This window comes from Streptosporangium saharense, assembly GCF_014203715.1.
Lineage (GTDB): Bacteria > Actinomycetota > Actinomycetes > Streptosporangiales > Streptosporangiaceae > Streptosporangium > Streptosporangium saharense.
In genome coordinates this window covers 1,242,938-1,257,402 of sequence record NZ_JACHJP010000002.1, presented here as the reverse complement: position 1 = coordinate 1,257,402, position 14,465 = coordinate 1,242,938, and the positions used below count along the sequence as shown (strand labels likewise).

General features: G+C 70.3%; 11 protein-coding genes. 7 read left to right on the top strand and 4 right to left on the bottom strand.

Annotated elements, in window-relative coordinates; translation table 11 throughout:
• The first annotated feature begins 44 nt into the window (after positions 1-44).
• The 7 genes from FHS44_RS14560 to rpe all read left to right on the top strand — a co-directional run bounded on the left by FHS44_RS14560 (position 45) and on the right by rpe (position 9,291).
• Positions 45-1,724: a hypothetical protein gene (locus FHS44_RS14560; protein WP_312863660.1), complete on the top strand. Its 1,680-nt coding sequence runs from the start codon at positions 45-47 to the stop codon at positions 1,722-1,724.
• Positions 1,725-1,763: 39 nt separating this feature from the next.
• Positions 1,764-3,152, top strand: coding sequence for a hypothetical protein (locus FHS44_RS14555; protein WP_184714589.1), 1,389 nt, complete (start codon positions 1,764-1,766; stop codon positions 3,150-3,152).
• Positions 3,153-3,643: 491 nt separating this feature from the next.
• Positions 3,644-4,192 carry a peptide deformylase gene (gene def / locus FHS44_RS14550; protein WP_184714587.1) on the top strand — a complete coding sequence of 183 codons (549 nt, stop codon included), beginning with the start codon at positions 3,644-3,646 and terminating at the stop codon, positions 4,190-4,192.
• A gap of 5 nt (positions 4,193-4,197) precedes the next feature.
• Entirely contained in the window at positions 4,198-5,127 is a 930-nt protein-coding gene (gene fmt / locus FHS44_RS14545; RefSeq protein WP_184714585.1) for a methionyl-tRNA formyltransferase, read from the top strand.
• A 3-nt stretch (positions 5,128-5,130) separates the two neighbouring features.
• Entirely contained in the window at positions 5,131-6,591 is a 1,461-nt protein-coding gene (locus FHS44_RS14540; RefSeq protein WP_184714583.1) for an RsmB/NOP family class I SAM-dependent RNA methyltransferase, read from the top strand.
• Positions 6,592-6,727: 136 nt separating this feature from the next.
• On the top strand, positions 6,728-8,578 hold the full coding sequence (asnB, locus tag FHS44_RS14535) for an asparagine synthase (glutamine-hydrolyzing) (RefSeq protein WP_184714581.1): 1,851 nt from the start codon (positions 6,728-6,730) through the stop codon (positions 8,576-8,578).
• 56 nt (positions 8,579-8,634) lie between these two features.
• Positions 8,635-9,291, top strand: coding sequence for a ribulose-phosphate 3-epimerase (gene rpe / locus FHS44_RS14530; RefSeq protein ID WP_184714579.1), 657 nt, complete (start codon positions 8,635-8,637; stop codon positions 9,289-9,291).
• Positions 9,292-9,461: 170 nt separating this feature from the next.
• On the opposite strand, the gene FHS44_RS14525 is transcribed toward rpe, so the two are convergent.
• The 4 genes from FHS44_RS14525 to FHS44_RS14510 all read right to left on the bottom strand — a co-directional run bounded on the left by FHS44_RS14525 (position 9,462) and on the right by FHS44_RS14510 (position 14,440).
• On the bottom strand, positions 9,462-10,496 hold the full coding sequence (locus FHS44_RS14525; protein WP_312863659.1) for an ABC transporter ATP-binding protein: 1,035 nt from the start codon (positions 10,494-10,496) through the stop codon (positions 9,462-9,464).
• Between the two features lie 61 nt (positions 10,497-10,557).
• Positions 10,558-11,559 carry an ABC transporter ATP-binding protein gene (locus FHS44_RS14520; protein ID WP_184714569.1) on the bottom strand — a complete coding sequence of 334 codons (1,002 nt, stop codon included), beginning with the start codon at positions 11,557-11,559 and terminating at the stop codon, positions 10,558-10,560.
• A gap of 12 nt (positions 11,560-11,571) precedes the next feature.
• Positions 11,572-12,552, bottom strand: coding sequence for an ABC transporter permease (locus tag FHS44_RS14515; RefSeq protein WP_184714567.1), 981 nt, complete (start codon positions 12,550-12,552; stop codon positions 11,572-11,574).
• A gap of 100 nt (positions 12,553-12,652) precedes the next feature.
• Complete coding sequence (locus FHS44_RS14510; protein ID WP_184714565.1) at positions 12,653-14,440, bottom strand: ABC transporter substrate-binding protein; 1,788 nt, start codon at positions 14,438-14,440, stop codon at positions 12,653-12,655.
• Between the last annotated feature and the right edge of the window lie 25 nt (positions 14,441-14,465).

Genomic DNA, 14,465 nt, shown 5'->3' with positions numbered 1-14,465 from the left:
TTCCCCGATTCGCGGTGCTGACAGTAAGCCGTTAATTTTCCTCTGTGTCGATCGAATGGGTGAATCAGGCCGTAGACGATCTGCGCGCGTGGGGGCGTGCGCACGGCCTGGCCGTTGACGTGGACGAGGTGCGTCTGCTCTGCGACTACGCGAGCGACTACCTGGACGTGAACGAGCTGGGCGACTTCACCCCGGGCACCTTCGAGGAACTGCTGCTCAACATCTACCCGCGAAAGGTCATCGCCCCGCCGGAGAGCGCCCCCGAGACCGTCGCCGCCGCCCGGACCCTCGTCGACTTCCTCCTCGCCACCGAGGAGATCGGCGGCAAGATGGCGACCAGGATGCGGGCCGTGCTTGACCGGATCGAGCCGGAGATGCCGATCGCGCTCGCCGACACCTCCCGGTTCGGCATGGCCAAGAGTCTGTTCAGCGCGATGGGCGCCGAAGCCCTCGAACAGGGCTTCTCCCTGTCCGCGACCGAGCGGTCCGCGGCACAGCGGCAGGAACGGGACGAGCAGGACGAGAGCGCCGACGGGCCGTGCGACTGCCCGGGATGCGCCCCCCTGCCCCCCGTACGGCTGGCCGCCCGTGAGGCGCTCGCCGAGGCGGCGCTGCGGGTCCCGATGGTGACCGACGCGCGGCGGCTGGTGCAGTGGATGCTCGCCGGGGGCCGCACCCCGACCGTCAAGGGCCGCCTGCGGGTCCGCGACGCCGCAGAGGCCACCGCCCAGCTCGCGGTCGCCGAACCCGCCCTGCTGTGGGACCTCGCGGTCTACGCCGGGCTGGTGGAGGTCGAGGGCACCGCCGTCTTCGACGCCGACGACGCCGATCCGCTCGACGTGTGGGCCTCGGTGGTCGAGTTCGTCGTGGAGAAGGAGACCGGCGGCGCCGTCTCCGGCAACCCGGCTCTCGACGAGGAGCTCTACGGCCTGTGCGACGTGCTCTACCGGCTGCAGTCGCCGATGCCGGTGCCGCTGCTGCTGGAGTACGCCCAGGAGGCCGGGCTGACCGACGAGGCCGAGTTCGACACCGACGAGATTCTCGTGCGCCTGGCCTACTGCGGCGTCCTCGAACCCGAGCGGGAGGAGCTCGCTCTCACCCCGCACGCCGTGTGGGCCCTGCGGGAGCTCTACACCGGCCTGGGCCTCGACGCCCCGGAGGCCGCCGCCCTGTCCACCGTCGACGCCTCCGAGCTCATCGAGGGGCTGCTGTCCGGCATCCCCACCGAGCTGGCCGAGGCCGAGATCGAGGAGTGGCTGCGCAGCAGGAGCGAGATCGACGCCGCCGCCGACCTCCTCGGCGCCGTCTCCGGCGCCCCCTCCGTCGCCAGGGGCATCGCCGTGACGATCGTCGACAGGCTCGGCCCCGACGCGGAACGGGCGGTCAGGGGGCACCTGCAGGAGGCGGAGCTGCGGCCCCACGTCATCCACTGGCTGGCGGCACGCGGCCTTCCCGCCCCCGCGCTCACCCAGGAGGAGGTCCTGTGGATGAGCGTGGACACCCTCGCCCTGGCGATCACCGCCGCCGAGGACGACCCCGAGACGTTCGCCGAGAACATGGCGGCCTCGGGACCGCCCGCCCACATGATCGACGAGATGTGGCGGGTAGATCACCCCGACGTCGTGCAGGTGCTGGAGCTGCTCGGACGCTCCCTGCACGACCAGAACGTGGCCAAGGCGGCACGCAAGGCGGCCTTCAAGGCCAGATCGCGCGCGATCGGCTAGCCGTACACCCGTGGGGCTCAAGTGCAGTAAGTTTCACGAGTGGCAAAGAGCGGGAACACGGGCAACGTCTTCGACCTCGGCGAGCTGCGCAGGCTCGTCGGTGAGCTCGGGGCGGCACCCGGAGAGCTGCGCGCGGCCGTGCTCGACGCGGCCGGCGCCACCGAGGCGGACGGCGACTGCGACTGCTCCGACTGCGGCACCGAGGTGCTGAGCTTCCCACCGGTCGAGCTGGCCGCCGACGACGAGCTGGCCGAGGCCGTGCTGCGGGTCCCCCTGGTGCTGGACGCCCAGCGGCTGGCCACCTGGACCGGCACCCGGCAGGTGACCCCCGAGGGCCTGCTGCCCGACCCCTTCCTGGCGTGCGCCGAACTCGGCCTGCCCAGCCCCACCCGACTGCACCTGCTGTGGGTCGTCGCGGTCAACACGGGCATGCTCCGCATCTCCAGGGGTGTGGCGACGGCGGGCCCGCTGGCGCTGTCGGCCGACCTGCCGCACCGGGCGATGCTGGAGTTCTGGGACGGCGTGGTCATGGACGTGCTCGACCGCGCCGACGAGGGCCTGACCGGCTCCGCGGTCGTCGACGACCACCTGGCGGAGATGCTCGCCACGATGTACGCCGTGAGTGACGGCCTGTCCGCCGCCACCCTCGTCAAGGGCATCCTCCAGTCGCACGAGGTGGCCTGCCAGGCCCGCCCCACGGAGATGCGGGCGCTGAGCGCCTCCCTGCCCGGCGAACTGGACACGGCGCTGACCCTGCTCGGCTACTGCGGCCTCATCGAGCCGTCCGAGGCGGGCAGGCCGAGACTCACCCCCCTCGGCGTCTGGGCGGTCCGCCAGGACCTGATCCGCGAGGGCCACGACGCCCCGACCGGGGCCGAGGTCGCCGTCTTCGCCGACCTGGGCGCCACCGAGCTGGTCGACGCCATCATCAAGCGCTCCGCGGCCCCCAGCGCCGTCACCGTCTGGCTGGAGTCCCGCACCCCGGAGACCGCCGCCCGCGAGCTGGTCAGGGTCGCCTCCTCGGGTACGGCGGGCCAGCGTGGCACCGTCGGCACGATCCTGGAGGAGCTTGGCCCCGAGGCGGAGACCCCGCTCAGGGAGGCGCTCCAGGAGCCGTCCCTGTGGCGCTACGCCGCCTCCTGGCTGCACATCCGCGACCTTCCCGCCCCGGCCCTCGCCCAGGAGGACCGCACCTGGATCGCCGTGGACACACTCGCCTCCCTGGCCCAGCTGGGCAGGACGGCCGAGGCGATCCGCGAGTTCGACGCCCTCGAACCCGGCGAGGACCTGGTCAGACTGGTCGAGGAGATGGCCGCCGCCGACCACCCCGACACCATCACCGTCCTCGACCTCCTGGGCTCCCGCCACCCGGACCCCACGGTCGCGAAGTCGGCCCGCAAGGCGGCAATGAAGTCTCGCTCACGCTAGTGCTGTGCTTGCTTTTGCGGCGCCTTCGGCGCCGCGAGGCAGTGCCTTTTTGCGACGCCTGGCGGCGTCGCGGGCTTGGTCGCCTGAGGCCAACGCTTTCCCTCGTCGTTCGTCCGCTTCGCTCCCTCTCTCCTCAGTCCAAGCGTCGGCGCGACCAAGCCAAACTCTCCACACCTGGCACCGGTAAAGCCCAGACAAACTCCTCACTTCCGACAGTGAGGGCGCCTAGGCCTACCGGTGTCAGGCGTGAGGGGTTTTGGTTTGGGGGTACCGGCGCCGTGAGTGAGGAGTGTCCGGCTTGGGCGCGTCGGTGAGCTGGACTGAGGAGCGACGGAGCGAAGCGGAGGAGCGACGAGGGAAGTCACCGACCTGGGGCGCCCAAGCCCGCGGCGCCGCCAGGCGCCGCAAAAGCAAGCACAGCCAAGCCTCGCGCCGCCGCCAGGCGGCGCAAAGATACACTGGACTCCCTAGAAAGTACGAGGAGATCCCTGTTGGCCATTCAGCCGATCCGGCTTTTCGGCGACCCGGTGTTGCGTACGCCGGCGGAGCCGGTGAAGGACTTCGACAAGGAGCTTCGCAGGCTCGTCAAGGACCTCACGGACACGATGATGGACGCGCCGGGGGCGGGGCTCGCGGCGCCGCAGATCGGGGTCGGCCTGCGGGTCTTCACCTACTACGTCGACAAGCAGCTCGGCCACCTGATCAATCCCGACCTCGACCTGTCCGAGGAGAGGGACGAGGAGGGGGAGGAGGGCTGCCTGTCCTTCCCGGGGCTGTCGTTCCCGACGCCCAGGGCGATCAGGGCGGTGGCGACGGGCTTCAACATGTACGGTGACCCCGTCACGCTTGAGGGCACCGATCTCATGGCGCGGTGTTTCCAGCACGAGACCGACCATCTCGACGGGGTGCTCTTCATCGACCGGATGGACCTCAAGCAGCGCAAACTCGCGATGCGGGAGATCCGCGCGGCCGAGTGGAGTGGTCTGTCCGCCCCCGCGTTCAAGTTCTCCCCGCACGCGACCCATGGGAAGGCTCTGTAGGAACCTTGCGTCTGGTCTTCGCCGGAACTCCGGAAACCGCTCTGCCCTCGTTGAGGGCCCTGCTCGACTCGCCGCGCCACGAGGTCGCCGCCGTCGTCACCCGCCCCGACGCCCAGTCGGGCCGGGGCCGTAAGCTCCAGCCGAGTCCCGTCGCCGAGCTGGCGCAGGAGGCGGGGATCGAGATTCTCAGACCTGCCAGGGCGGGGGACCCCGAGTTCCTCGACCGGCTGCGGCTGATCACCCCCGACTGCTGTCCCGTGGTGGCCTACGGGGCGCTGCTGCCGCAGAGCGCGCTGGACATCCCCGCGCACGGGTGGGTCAACCTCCACTTCTCGCTGCTGCCCGCCTGGCGTGGTGCCGCGCCCGTGCAGCACGCCGTACTGCACGGTGACGAGATCACCGGGGCGGCCACCTTCCAGATCGTCAAGGAGCTGGACGCGGGGCCGGTCTTCGGGGTGGTCACCGAGAAGGTCAGGCCGGGCGACACCAGCGGGGAGCTGCTCGCCAGGCTCGCCGAGTCGGGTGCCGGGCTGCTGGCCGCGACCCTCGACGGCATCGAGGACGGCACGCTGGAGGCGGTGCCCCAGCCTGCCGAGGGGGTGAGCGTAGCCCCGAAGATCACCGTGGACGACGCCAGGGTCGACTGGTCGGCGCCCGCCATGCGGGTGGACCGGCTGATCCGGGCCTGCGCCCCCGCGCCCGGCGCCTGGACGGAGTTTCGTGACCTGCGGGTCAAGCTCGGTCCGGTACGGCTCGCGCCCGAGGCGCCCGCGCTCGCCCCCGGGCGGATCGCGGCCTCGAAGAACACGGTGCTGGTCGGCACCGCCACGCACCCGGTCGAGCTGGGTGAGGTGCGGCCGCAGGGCAAGCGCGCGATGAGCGCGGGGGAGTGGGCCCGCGGTGTGCGGCTCACAGAAGACGATCGGCTGGGCTAGGACATGAACGAGCGGGGGAGCGGTGGCCGCCGCGCGGCGGGCCACTCACGGGACGACCACGCCGCCTCACCCGGTGGCGGGGAGCGACGGGGGGCGGGCCGGGGGAACAAGCGGCCCCGGCCGCCGAAGCCGGTCCGCGACGAGGCGAGGAACGTCGCCTACGACCTGTTGCGCGCCGTGGACGAGCGGGACGCCTACGCGAACCTGCTGATGCCCGCGCTGCTGCGGGAGCGCCGTCTCTCCGGGCGCGACGCGGGCCTGGCGACCGAGCTGGCCTACGGGACGCTGCGCGGGCTCGGCACCTACGACGAGGTCATCGCGGCCTGCAGCGACCGCGCCCCCGAAGATATCGACCCGCCGCTGCTCGACGCGATCCGGCTCGGCGTGCACCAGCTGCTCAAGACGCGCGTCCCGCCGCACGCCGCCGTCGGCACCACCGTCGACCTGGTGCGGCTGCGGGTGGGGACCGGGGCGTCGAAGTACGCCAACGCGGTGCTGAGGAAGGTCGCGAACCGCTCGCTCGACCAGTGGATCCCGATCGTGGCCCCCGAGGCGGAGCGGGACCCCGTCGGCCATCTGGCGGTCGCCCACAGCCACCCCCGGTGGATCGTCACCGCGCTGCGCGACGCCGTCGGCGGTGACTTCGACGAGACCGCCGCGCTGCTGGCCGCGGACAACGAGCGTCCCCGCGTCACCCTGGTCGCCCGCCCCGGGCGGTCCTCGGTCGAGGAGCTTCTCTCCTCGGGCGCGGAGCCGGGCGAGTACTCCCCGTACGCGGCCTATCTGCGGGAGGGCGATCCCGGTTCCATCCTGGCGGTGGCTGAGGGGCGTGCCGCCGTACAGGACGAGGCGAGTCAGCTGGTGGCGCTCGCGCTGACGCGGGTCCCGGTCGAGGGCGGGCGGGAGAGCTGGCTCGACGTGTGCGCCGGGCCCGGGGGGAAGGCGGGGCTGCTGGACGCGCTGGCCGTACAGGGCGGGGCGAGGTTGCTGGCGGCGGAGCTGCAGTATCACCGCGCCCGCCTGGTCAGGCAGGCCACCCGTCAGGCCGCGGTGGTCGCCGCCGACGGTACGGTGCCCGCCTGGCGGCCGGGGGTGTTCGACCGGGTCATGGTGGACGCGCCCTGCACCGGGCTTGGCGCGCTGCGCCGCCGTCCCGAGGCCCGCTGGCGCCGTGATCCCCGTAGCCTCCCCGAGCTGGGTGCGCTCCAGCGCGAGCTGCTCTCCCAGGCGCTGGAGGCCGTCCGGCCGGGGGGAGTCGTCGCCTATGTGACGTGTTCGCCGCATCTGGCCGAGACCGTGACCGTCGTGGGTGACGCGCTGCGGCGCCGTACGGACGTGGAGGCACTGGACGCCCGGTCCTTCCTGCCGGAGGTCGAGGGGCTGGGGGAGGGGCCGTACGCGCAGTTCTGGCCGCACCGCCACGGCACGGACGCGATGTTCCTCGCCCTGCTGCGCCGTCGGTGAGTCCTCTTCCGGTAACGGGGATTTGAACCCTTTGTGAAGATGAGTTACGGAAGCCCGGATCCAGGCACCACGTTGAGATGAATATCGGTTCTGCGGACAATGCAGGAAATCGCCGATAGGACGTGGGGATTTACTGATGTGTGGAATCTCCGGGTGGGTGGACTTCGAGAGTGACCTCGGGCCGTCCCGGGACGTCGCGCAGGCCATGACGGACACGATGGCCTGCCGGGGGCCCGACGACGAGGGGCTGTGGACGTCCCCGCACGCCGCGCTCGGCCACCGCAGGCTCGCGGTGATCGACGTCGAGGGCGGCCGCCAGCCGATGGTGGCCGACCAGGACGGTGAGCCGCTCGCGGTCCTGGTCTACAGCGGGGAGCTGTACAACTTCCCCGAGCTGCGCGCCGAGCTGGCCGCGCGGGGCCACCGCTTCCGCACCCGGAGCGACACCGAGGTCCTGCTGCGGGCCTACCTGGAGTGGGGCGAGGACCTCCTCGACCGGCTGAACGGCATGTTCGCCTTCGCGATCTGGGACGTCCGGCGTCAGGAGCTGCTGCTGGCGCGCGACCGGATGGGCGTCAAACCGCTGTACTACCACCCGACCTCCTCGGGGGTGCTGTTCGGCTCCGAGCCGAAGGCGATCCTCGCCAACCCGCTCGCCCAGCCCGCCGTGGTCGATCTCGACGGCATCCGGGAGGTCTACGCCTTCAGCAAGACACCCGGGCACGCCATCTACCGGGGGATGCACGAGGTACGGCCCGGCGAGGTGATCCGGGTGAGCCGCGCGGGCCTGCGCCGGCGCCTCTACTGGCGTCTTGAGGCCCGCGAGCACCCCGACGACGTCGCGACGACCGTGAAGCGGGTGCGTGAGCTGCTTGAGGACATCGTCGGGCGCCAGCTCGTCTCCGACGTGCCGCTGTGCAGCCTGCTGTCCGGCGGCCTCGACTCCAGCACCGTCACCGCGCTGGCCATGGAACGGCTGCGGCGGGAGGGCGGGGCGGACGTCCGCTCCTTCTCCGTGGACTTCGCCGGATACAACGAGCACTTCACCCCGGACTCGATGCGCTCCACCCCGGACACGCCGTACGTCCTCGACGTCGTCCGGCACGTCGGCGCCGACCACACCTCGATCGTCCTGGACTCGGCAGACCTCATGGACCCCGCGGCCCGCGCGGCCGTACTGCGGGCCAGGGACCTGCCGCTGGGGCTCGGCGACATGGACACCTCGCTCTACCTGCTGTTCAGGGCGATCAGGGAGCACTCGACGGTCGCGCTCTCCGGCGAGTCCGCCGACGAGGTCTTCGGCGGCTACCGGTGGTTCCACGAGCCGGTCGCGGTCAACAGCGACACCTTCCCGTGGCTGGCGACGCCGGGCATCGAGCAGTTCAACGGGGTGGTCGGGATTCTCGGCGACGACCTGCTGCGGGAGCTGGACCTGCCCGCCTACCGTGCCAGGCGCTACCGGGAGGCGCTGGACGAGGTGCCCAGGCTGCCGGGCGAGAGCGGTCTTGAGCGGCGGATGCGGGAGGTCAGTTACCTGAACCTGACCCGGTTCGTGCAGAACCTCCTGGACCGCAAGGACCGGATGAGCATGGCCGTCGGGCTTGAGGTCCGGGTGCCGTTCTGCGACCACCGGCTGGTCGAGTACGTCTTCAACATCCCCTGGGCGATCAAGAGCTTCGACGGGCGGGAGAAGAGCGTGCTGCGGGCCGCGGCGGCGGACCTGCTGCCCAGGTCGGTGCTCGAACGCCGCAAGAGCCCCTATCCCTCGACGCAGGACCCCGCCTACGGGCACGCCCTCAGGAAGCAGGTGGCCGGGCTGCTGGACCACGGCGAGGTCGCCGCGGCGCAACTGGCCGACCTGGGCAAGGTGCGGGCCCTCCTCGACCAGCCGCAGGACCAGCCGGACCGGGGGACCAGGGCGGCGCTGGACGGCTTCGCCGGGCTCAACGCCTGGCTTGAGGAGTACGGCGTGCGGCTCAAACTCTGAGTGGGCTCCGCCCGCCCGGCGCACGATCGGCGGGGCGCAATAGACTCGGCCGCACTATGGCCGTACAGATCTCACCCAGCATCCTGTCCGCCGACTTCGCCCGTCTCGCGGAGGCGGCCGCGATGGTTCCCAACGCCGACTGGCTGCACGTGGACGTCATGGACAACCATTTCGTGCCCAACCTGACCTTCGGTCTGCCGGTCGTCGAGTCGCTGCTCAAGGCGACCTCGACGCCGCTCGACTGCCACCTGATGATCGACGATCCGGACCGCTGGGCGCCCGCCTACGCGGAGGCCGGGGTGGGCAGCGTGACGATCCACGTGGAGGCCGCCAGGGCGCCGGTGCGCACCCTGCGGCAGATCCGCGCCGCGGGCGCCCGCGCCGGGCTCGCGCTGAACCCCGCCACGGCGGTCGAGCCGTACGAGGACCTGCTCGGCGAGATCGACATGCTGCTGCTGATGACCGTCGAGCCCGGGTTCGGCGGGCAGCGTTTCCTGGACATCGTGCTGCCCAAGATCCGCAGGGCCAGGGCGCTGCTCGACGGACGCGGCGGCCAGGTCTGGCTGCAGGTGGACGGCGGCGTCTCCGACGAGACGATCGAGCGCTGCGCGGCGGCGGGGGCCGACGTGTTCGTCGCGGGCAGCGCCGTCTACGACGCCGAGGACCCGGCCCGCGCGATCGACAGGCTGCGGGCGACGGCCGAGAAGGTCTGACCCCGCTCGCGCACTGTCATGGGTGACATTGCGCCGAGCCGTACCCCAGGATGAGTAAGGCCCCGGGGTGCCGTGGGGCACCTCGGGGCCTCGAAAGCCTCGCGGAGGCCTCGTGGAGGCCTCGCGGAGGCCTCGTGGAGGCCTCGTGGAGGCCTCGTGGAGGCGGAGCCTCAGCCCAGCAGCGCCGGGTCGAGGACGACGTCCTCACCGTGCACGGTCGGCTCCTCGGGGAAGTGGCAGGCGGTCAGGTGCCCCTCCCTGTTGCCCTCCAGCCGGGTCAGCGGCGGCTCCTCGGTCGCGCACTTGTCCTGGGCCTTCCAGCAGCGGGTGCGGAAGCGGCAGCCGGACGGCGGGTCGATGGGGGAGGGCACGTCACCGGCCAGGCGGATGCGCTCGCGGGACCCCTCCTCCGTGGTCGCCTCGGGCACCGCGGACAGCAGCGCGTGGGTGTAGGGGTGCCGCGGGCGCTCGTAGAGGGAGGTCCGGTCCGCTATCTCGACGATCTTGCCGAGATACATGACCGCGACCCGCTGCGAGAAGTGCCTGACGATGGCCAGGTCGTGCGCGATGAACAGGAACGCGATCCCCAGGTCCCGCTGGAGCTGCTGGAGCAGGTTGACGACCTGCGCCTGGATCGAGACGTCCAGCGCGGAGACCGGCTCGTCGGCGACGATCAGCTTGGGGTTGAGGGCTAGGGCGCGGGCCACCCCGATGCGCTGACGCTGGCCGCCGGAGAACTCGTGCGGGAAGCGGTTGTAGTGCTCGGGGTTGAGACCGACGATCTCCAGCAGTTCCTTGACGCGCTTCTCCCTGCCACCGGGCGGCTCGATGTCGTTGATCTCCATCGGGCCGCTGATGATCGTGCCCACGGTGTGGCGGGGGTTGAGCGACGAGTAGGGGTCCTGGAAGATCATCTGGATCTCGGACCTGATCGGCTTGAGCTCCTTGCGGCCGGAGTGCGTGATGTCGCGACCCCGGTAGCGGATGGTGCCCCCGGTGGGTTCGAGCAGCCGGGCGGCGAGCCGTCCCGTTGTCGACTTGCCGCAGCCGGACTCGCCGACGAGGCCGAGGGCCTCGCCGGCGTGCACGGTCAGGTCGACCCCGTCGACCGCGTGCACCTTGCCGACCTGTCGCTTGAAGAGCAGTCCGCCCGTCACCGGGAAGTGCTTCTCCAGCCCGGACAGCTCCAGCAGTTCCTCGCTCACGCGTCCTCCCTCGCAGACGGCGTCCGCGAGCCGCAACGCCCGTTCACTGGCCGTCCTTGCTTCACTTGTGGATCTCCCGCTTCTGGGCGAGGGTCAGGTAGCACGCGTCGCCGTGGCCGCGGTGCGGGGACAGTTCGGGCCGCTCGCCCTTGCACAGCTCGGGTCCCGCCAGGTCCATGTAGTCGCACCGGGGGTGGAACGGGCAGCCGGAGGGGACGTTGAGCAGGCTCGGCGGGGTGCCGCGGACCGGCTTGAGCGGGATGTCGACCGAGGAGCTCAGCCGGGGCATCGAGCCGAGCAGACCCCAGGTGTAGGGGTGGCGCGGGGTGTTGAGGACCTCCTTGACCGTGCCGCGCTCGACGGCCCGGCCCGCGTACATCACCAGCACGTTGTGCGCGGTGTTCGCGACCACGCCGAGGTCGTGCGTGATCATGATGATGGAGGTGCCGGTCTGGTCCTGGAGCTCCTTGAGCAGGTCCAGGATCTGGGCCTGCACGGTCACGTCCAGCGCGGTGGTCGGCTCGTCGGCGATCAGCAGGTCCGGGTCGCAGACCAGGGCCATGGCGATCATCGCGCGCTGCCGCATACCGCCGGAGAACTGGTGCGGGTAGTCGTCCACCCGGGTCTTCGGCTGCGGGATGCCGACCCTGGTCAGCATCTCGACCGCGCGGGCCCTGGCCTCGCTCTTGCTCGCGCCGGTGTGCTTGCGGTAGACCTCGCCGATCTGCCTGCCGATCGTGTGGTACGGCGAGAGCGCGGTCAGCGGGTCCTGGAAGATCATCGCGATCTTGTTACCGCGGAGCTTCTCCATGGTGGACCGGGAGGCGCCGATCAGCTCCTGGCCGTCCAGGTGGATCTCACCACTGATCTTGGTGGTCTCCGGGTTGTGCAGGCCGAGTACGGTCAGGTTGGTCACCGACTTGCCGGAACCCGACTCGCCGACGATCCCCAGGGTGGTGCCCTTCTCCACGTCGAAGGAGAGCCCGTCCACCGCGTGGACGAGGCCGTCCTCGGTGTGGAAGTCGACGGTCAGGTCACGGACCGACAGGAACGGGTTCGACACTTCTTCCAGCTCCTAGCTCAGCCGTACGCGGGGGTCGATGACGGCGTACAGAACGTCCACGATGATGTTGAACACGACGATCGCACCCGCGGCCACCAGGACCGTCGCCATCAGCATCGGCAGGTCGGAGCTCCAGACGGCCCTGATGGACAGCTGTCCGATTCCCTGCAGGCCGAAGGTCTGCTCGGTGATGATCGCGCCGCCGATGAGGGTGCCCAGGTCGACGCCGAGGATGGTGACGATGGTGATCAGGGTGCCGCGCAGCGCGAACCTCATCACGACCGAGCGGTTCGCCATGCCCTTGGCCCGTGCCGTCCTGACGTAGTCCTCGGTGAGCTGCTCCACCATCGTCGAACGGGTCATACGGGTGTAGTTGGCGGTGAAGATGATCGCCAGCACCACCCAGGGCAGCATCAGCCCGGCCGCCCAGTTCAGCGGATTCTCGGTGAAGGGGACGTAGCCCGGCTGCCGCAGGATGTGGTTCTTGTAGACCAGGAAGTACAGCGCCAGCGTGCCGATGAAGTAGATCTGCAGCGAGGCGCCGATCAGGGAGGACACACTGGCGATTTTGTCCAGCGCCTTGCCCTGCTTCAGCGCCGCGACGATGCCCGTCGCCACACCGAAGAAGAGGAAGACGACGGCCGCGCCGAGCGTCAGCGAGATCGTGAGCGGCATGCGGTCGAGGATCGTGTCCAGCACCGGGGCCTTGTTGACGAAGGAGAAGCCCAGGCAGGGCGCGGAGCAGTACCCCAGGCCCTCGTAGTCACGACCGAGGAAGATGCCGCCGACCCAGGTCAGGAACTGGACGAACAGCGGCTGGTCCAGGCCCAGGTTGTGCCGTGCCTGCTCCAGCAGCTCGGGCGGGCAGACCTTGCCGCAGGCGAGCCGGGCGGGGTCGGCCGGAACGGCGAAGAAGAGGAAGAACGTGCACGCGGCGATGATCAGCAGGGTGACCACGGCGCCCAGGGTGCGGCGAGTGATGAATCGAAACATTGCCTGTTTCCCGACGGTTGCTGGGAGACCGCCGCGGGGGCCGTGAGGCCCCCGCGGGCCGTGGCCCCGCGCTGACGCGGAACCACGGCCTTTGCCGTCTCTACGGCTTCACGAAGATGGTGTCCGGCTGAACGATCCACATCTGCGGGTCGATCTCGGCGCCGCCGACCTTGGAACCGTGGAGCATGGTGGCGATCCGGTTCTCCGCGACGACCAGCGGGGTGATCGTCTCCTGGATCTTCTTGTCCAGGGCCATCCACGCGGTGTTGGCCGCGTCGATGTCCGTCTCGGCGGTGATCTTGTCCATCTCGGCGGTGAGAGCCGGGTCCTTCAGGTGCGAGTAGTTGGGCGCACCGTCGGCGACCGGCCCGAAGATGATCGGGAGCACCGTGGAACCGGACGGCCAGTCGGCGCCCCAGCCGCCCCAGTACATGTCGAACTCGTTCTTGAGCTTGCCGATCGAGTCGTAGTAGGTCTTGCGGTCGAGCGGCTTGGCGACGACGTTGATGCCGGCCTTCGCCAGGGCGCTCTTGATCGCGACGGTGACCTGCTCCTGGACCGGCGTCTGGTTGTAGGCGTAGACGATGGTCGGCGTCGGGTTGCTCGACTGGGCGAGCAGCTCCTTGGCCTTCTCGACGTCACCGTCGGGCTTGGTCTTCTTGCCGAACAGGTCGTAGGACTCGTAGCCGACCGTGGTGTTCTCGTTGAGGATCGTGGTCGGCAGCGCCGCGGCGGCCGGGCCACCCAGAACCTGCTGGATCTGCTTGGACGGCCAGGCGTAGTTGATGGCCTGGCGGATCTTGATGTCCTTCACCCGGTCGAGGTTGAAGTAGTAGTAGTTGCCGTACGGCGACGGGCTGTTCATCCGGCGGTTGGCCAGGTTGGCGTCGCCGAGCACCTGCTGCAGCCGCTCCGGGGGAGTGGAGCCGTAGAAGGTGAAGGCGGTCTGGTCGGCGCCGGAGTCCGCCATGAGGCGGTCGGTCACCTGCAGGGCCTCGAAGCCGAACTCAAGGTGCCACTTGTCCGGGTAGGCGCCGCGGATCGGGTCGGTCGCCGGGTCCCAGTGCGGGTTGCGCTCCAGGTCCATGGTCTTGTCGACCACGTGCGACTTGATGATGTACGGCCCGCTGGAGAAGGGCTCCTTGTCGTACTGCTCCTTCGTGTCCTTGGCCTTGGGCACGATGCCGTACCCGGCCATGGCGAAGGCGTAGCTCGCGTCGGCGTGCGGCGTCTTGAACTTGTAGATGATCGTCTTGTCGTCCGGCGTCTCGATCGCGTCGAGTTCCTTGCCGTCGTACGGACCGGCGTAGGCCTTCTTGTAGTCGACGTCGGTCAGCCACTGCTGGATGTAGGTGGGGCCCTGGGTGACGAACGGAGCGAAGGTCCGCTCCATGCTCCACTTGACGTCGGCGGAGGTGATCGGCGAGCCGTCCTGCCACTTCACGCCGTCCTTCAGCGTGAACTTCCAGGTCTTGCCGCCGTCGGACTGGGTGCCGGTGTCGGTCGCGAGGTCACCGACCAGCTTGAACTCACCCTTGGCGACGCGCTTGTAGCCCGTCAGGGTACGGCCGATCAGCCGGAAGAAGTTGCCCTCGGTGTTGACGTAGACCTGCGCCGGGTCGAGGTGGGAGAAGTCGTCACGGTCGATCATCGTGACCGTTCCGCCCTTGACGACGCCCTCCGGCGGGATCGCGGGACCCTTCGAGTCCTCCGCGGTGCCGAGGGTGATGACCGCGGGCTTGTAGGCCGCGGAGGGGGCCGCGGAGGCCCCGTTGGAGCTGCCGGACGACGCGGCGGGCGCCCCCGAGTTGCCCTCGGCACATGCGCTGGTGACCGCCAGCACGCCGATGGCCAGGACGGCCACCGCCGAACGCTTTCTAACTCGCATCTCTCTCCTATCTGTCCAGCGCTTG

What these genes read in the sequence shown, in the direction of transcription:
- FHS44_RS14540 (WP_184714583.1), top strand. Translation starts at nt 5,131, where the DNA reads ATGAACGAGCGGGGGAGCGGTGGCCGCCGCGCGGCGGGCCACTCACGG.
- asnB (WP_184714581.1), top strand. Translation starts at nt 6,728, where the DNA reads ATGTGTGGAATCTCCGGGTGGGTGGACTTCGAGAGTGACCTCGGGCCG.
- rpe (WP_184714579.1), top strand. Translation starts at nt 8,635, where the DNA reads ATGGCCGTACAGATCTCACCCAGCATCCTGTCCGCCGACTTCGCCCGT.
- FHS44_RS14515 (WP_184714567.1), bottom strand. Translation starts at nt 12,552, where the DNA reads ATGTTTCGATTCATCACTCGCCGCACCCTGGGCGCCGTGGTCACCCTG.
- FHS44_RS14510 (WP_184714565.1), bottom strand. Translation starts at nt 14,440, where the DNA reads ATGCGAGTTAGAAAGCGTTCGGCGGTGGCCGTCCTGGCCATCGGCGTG.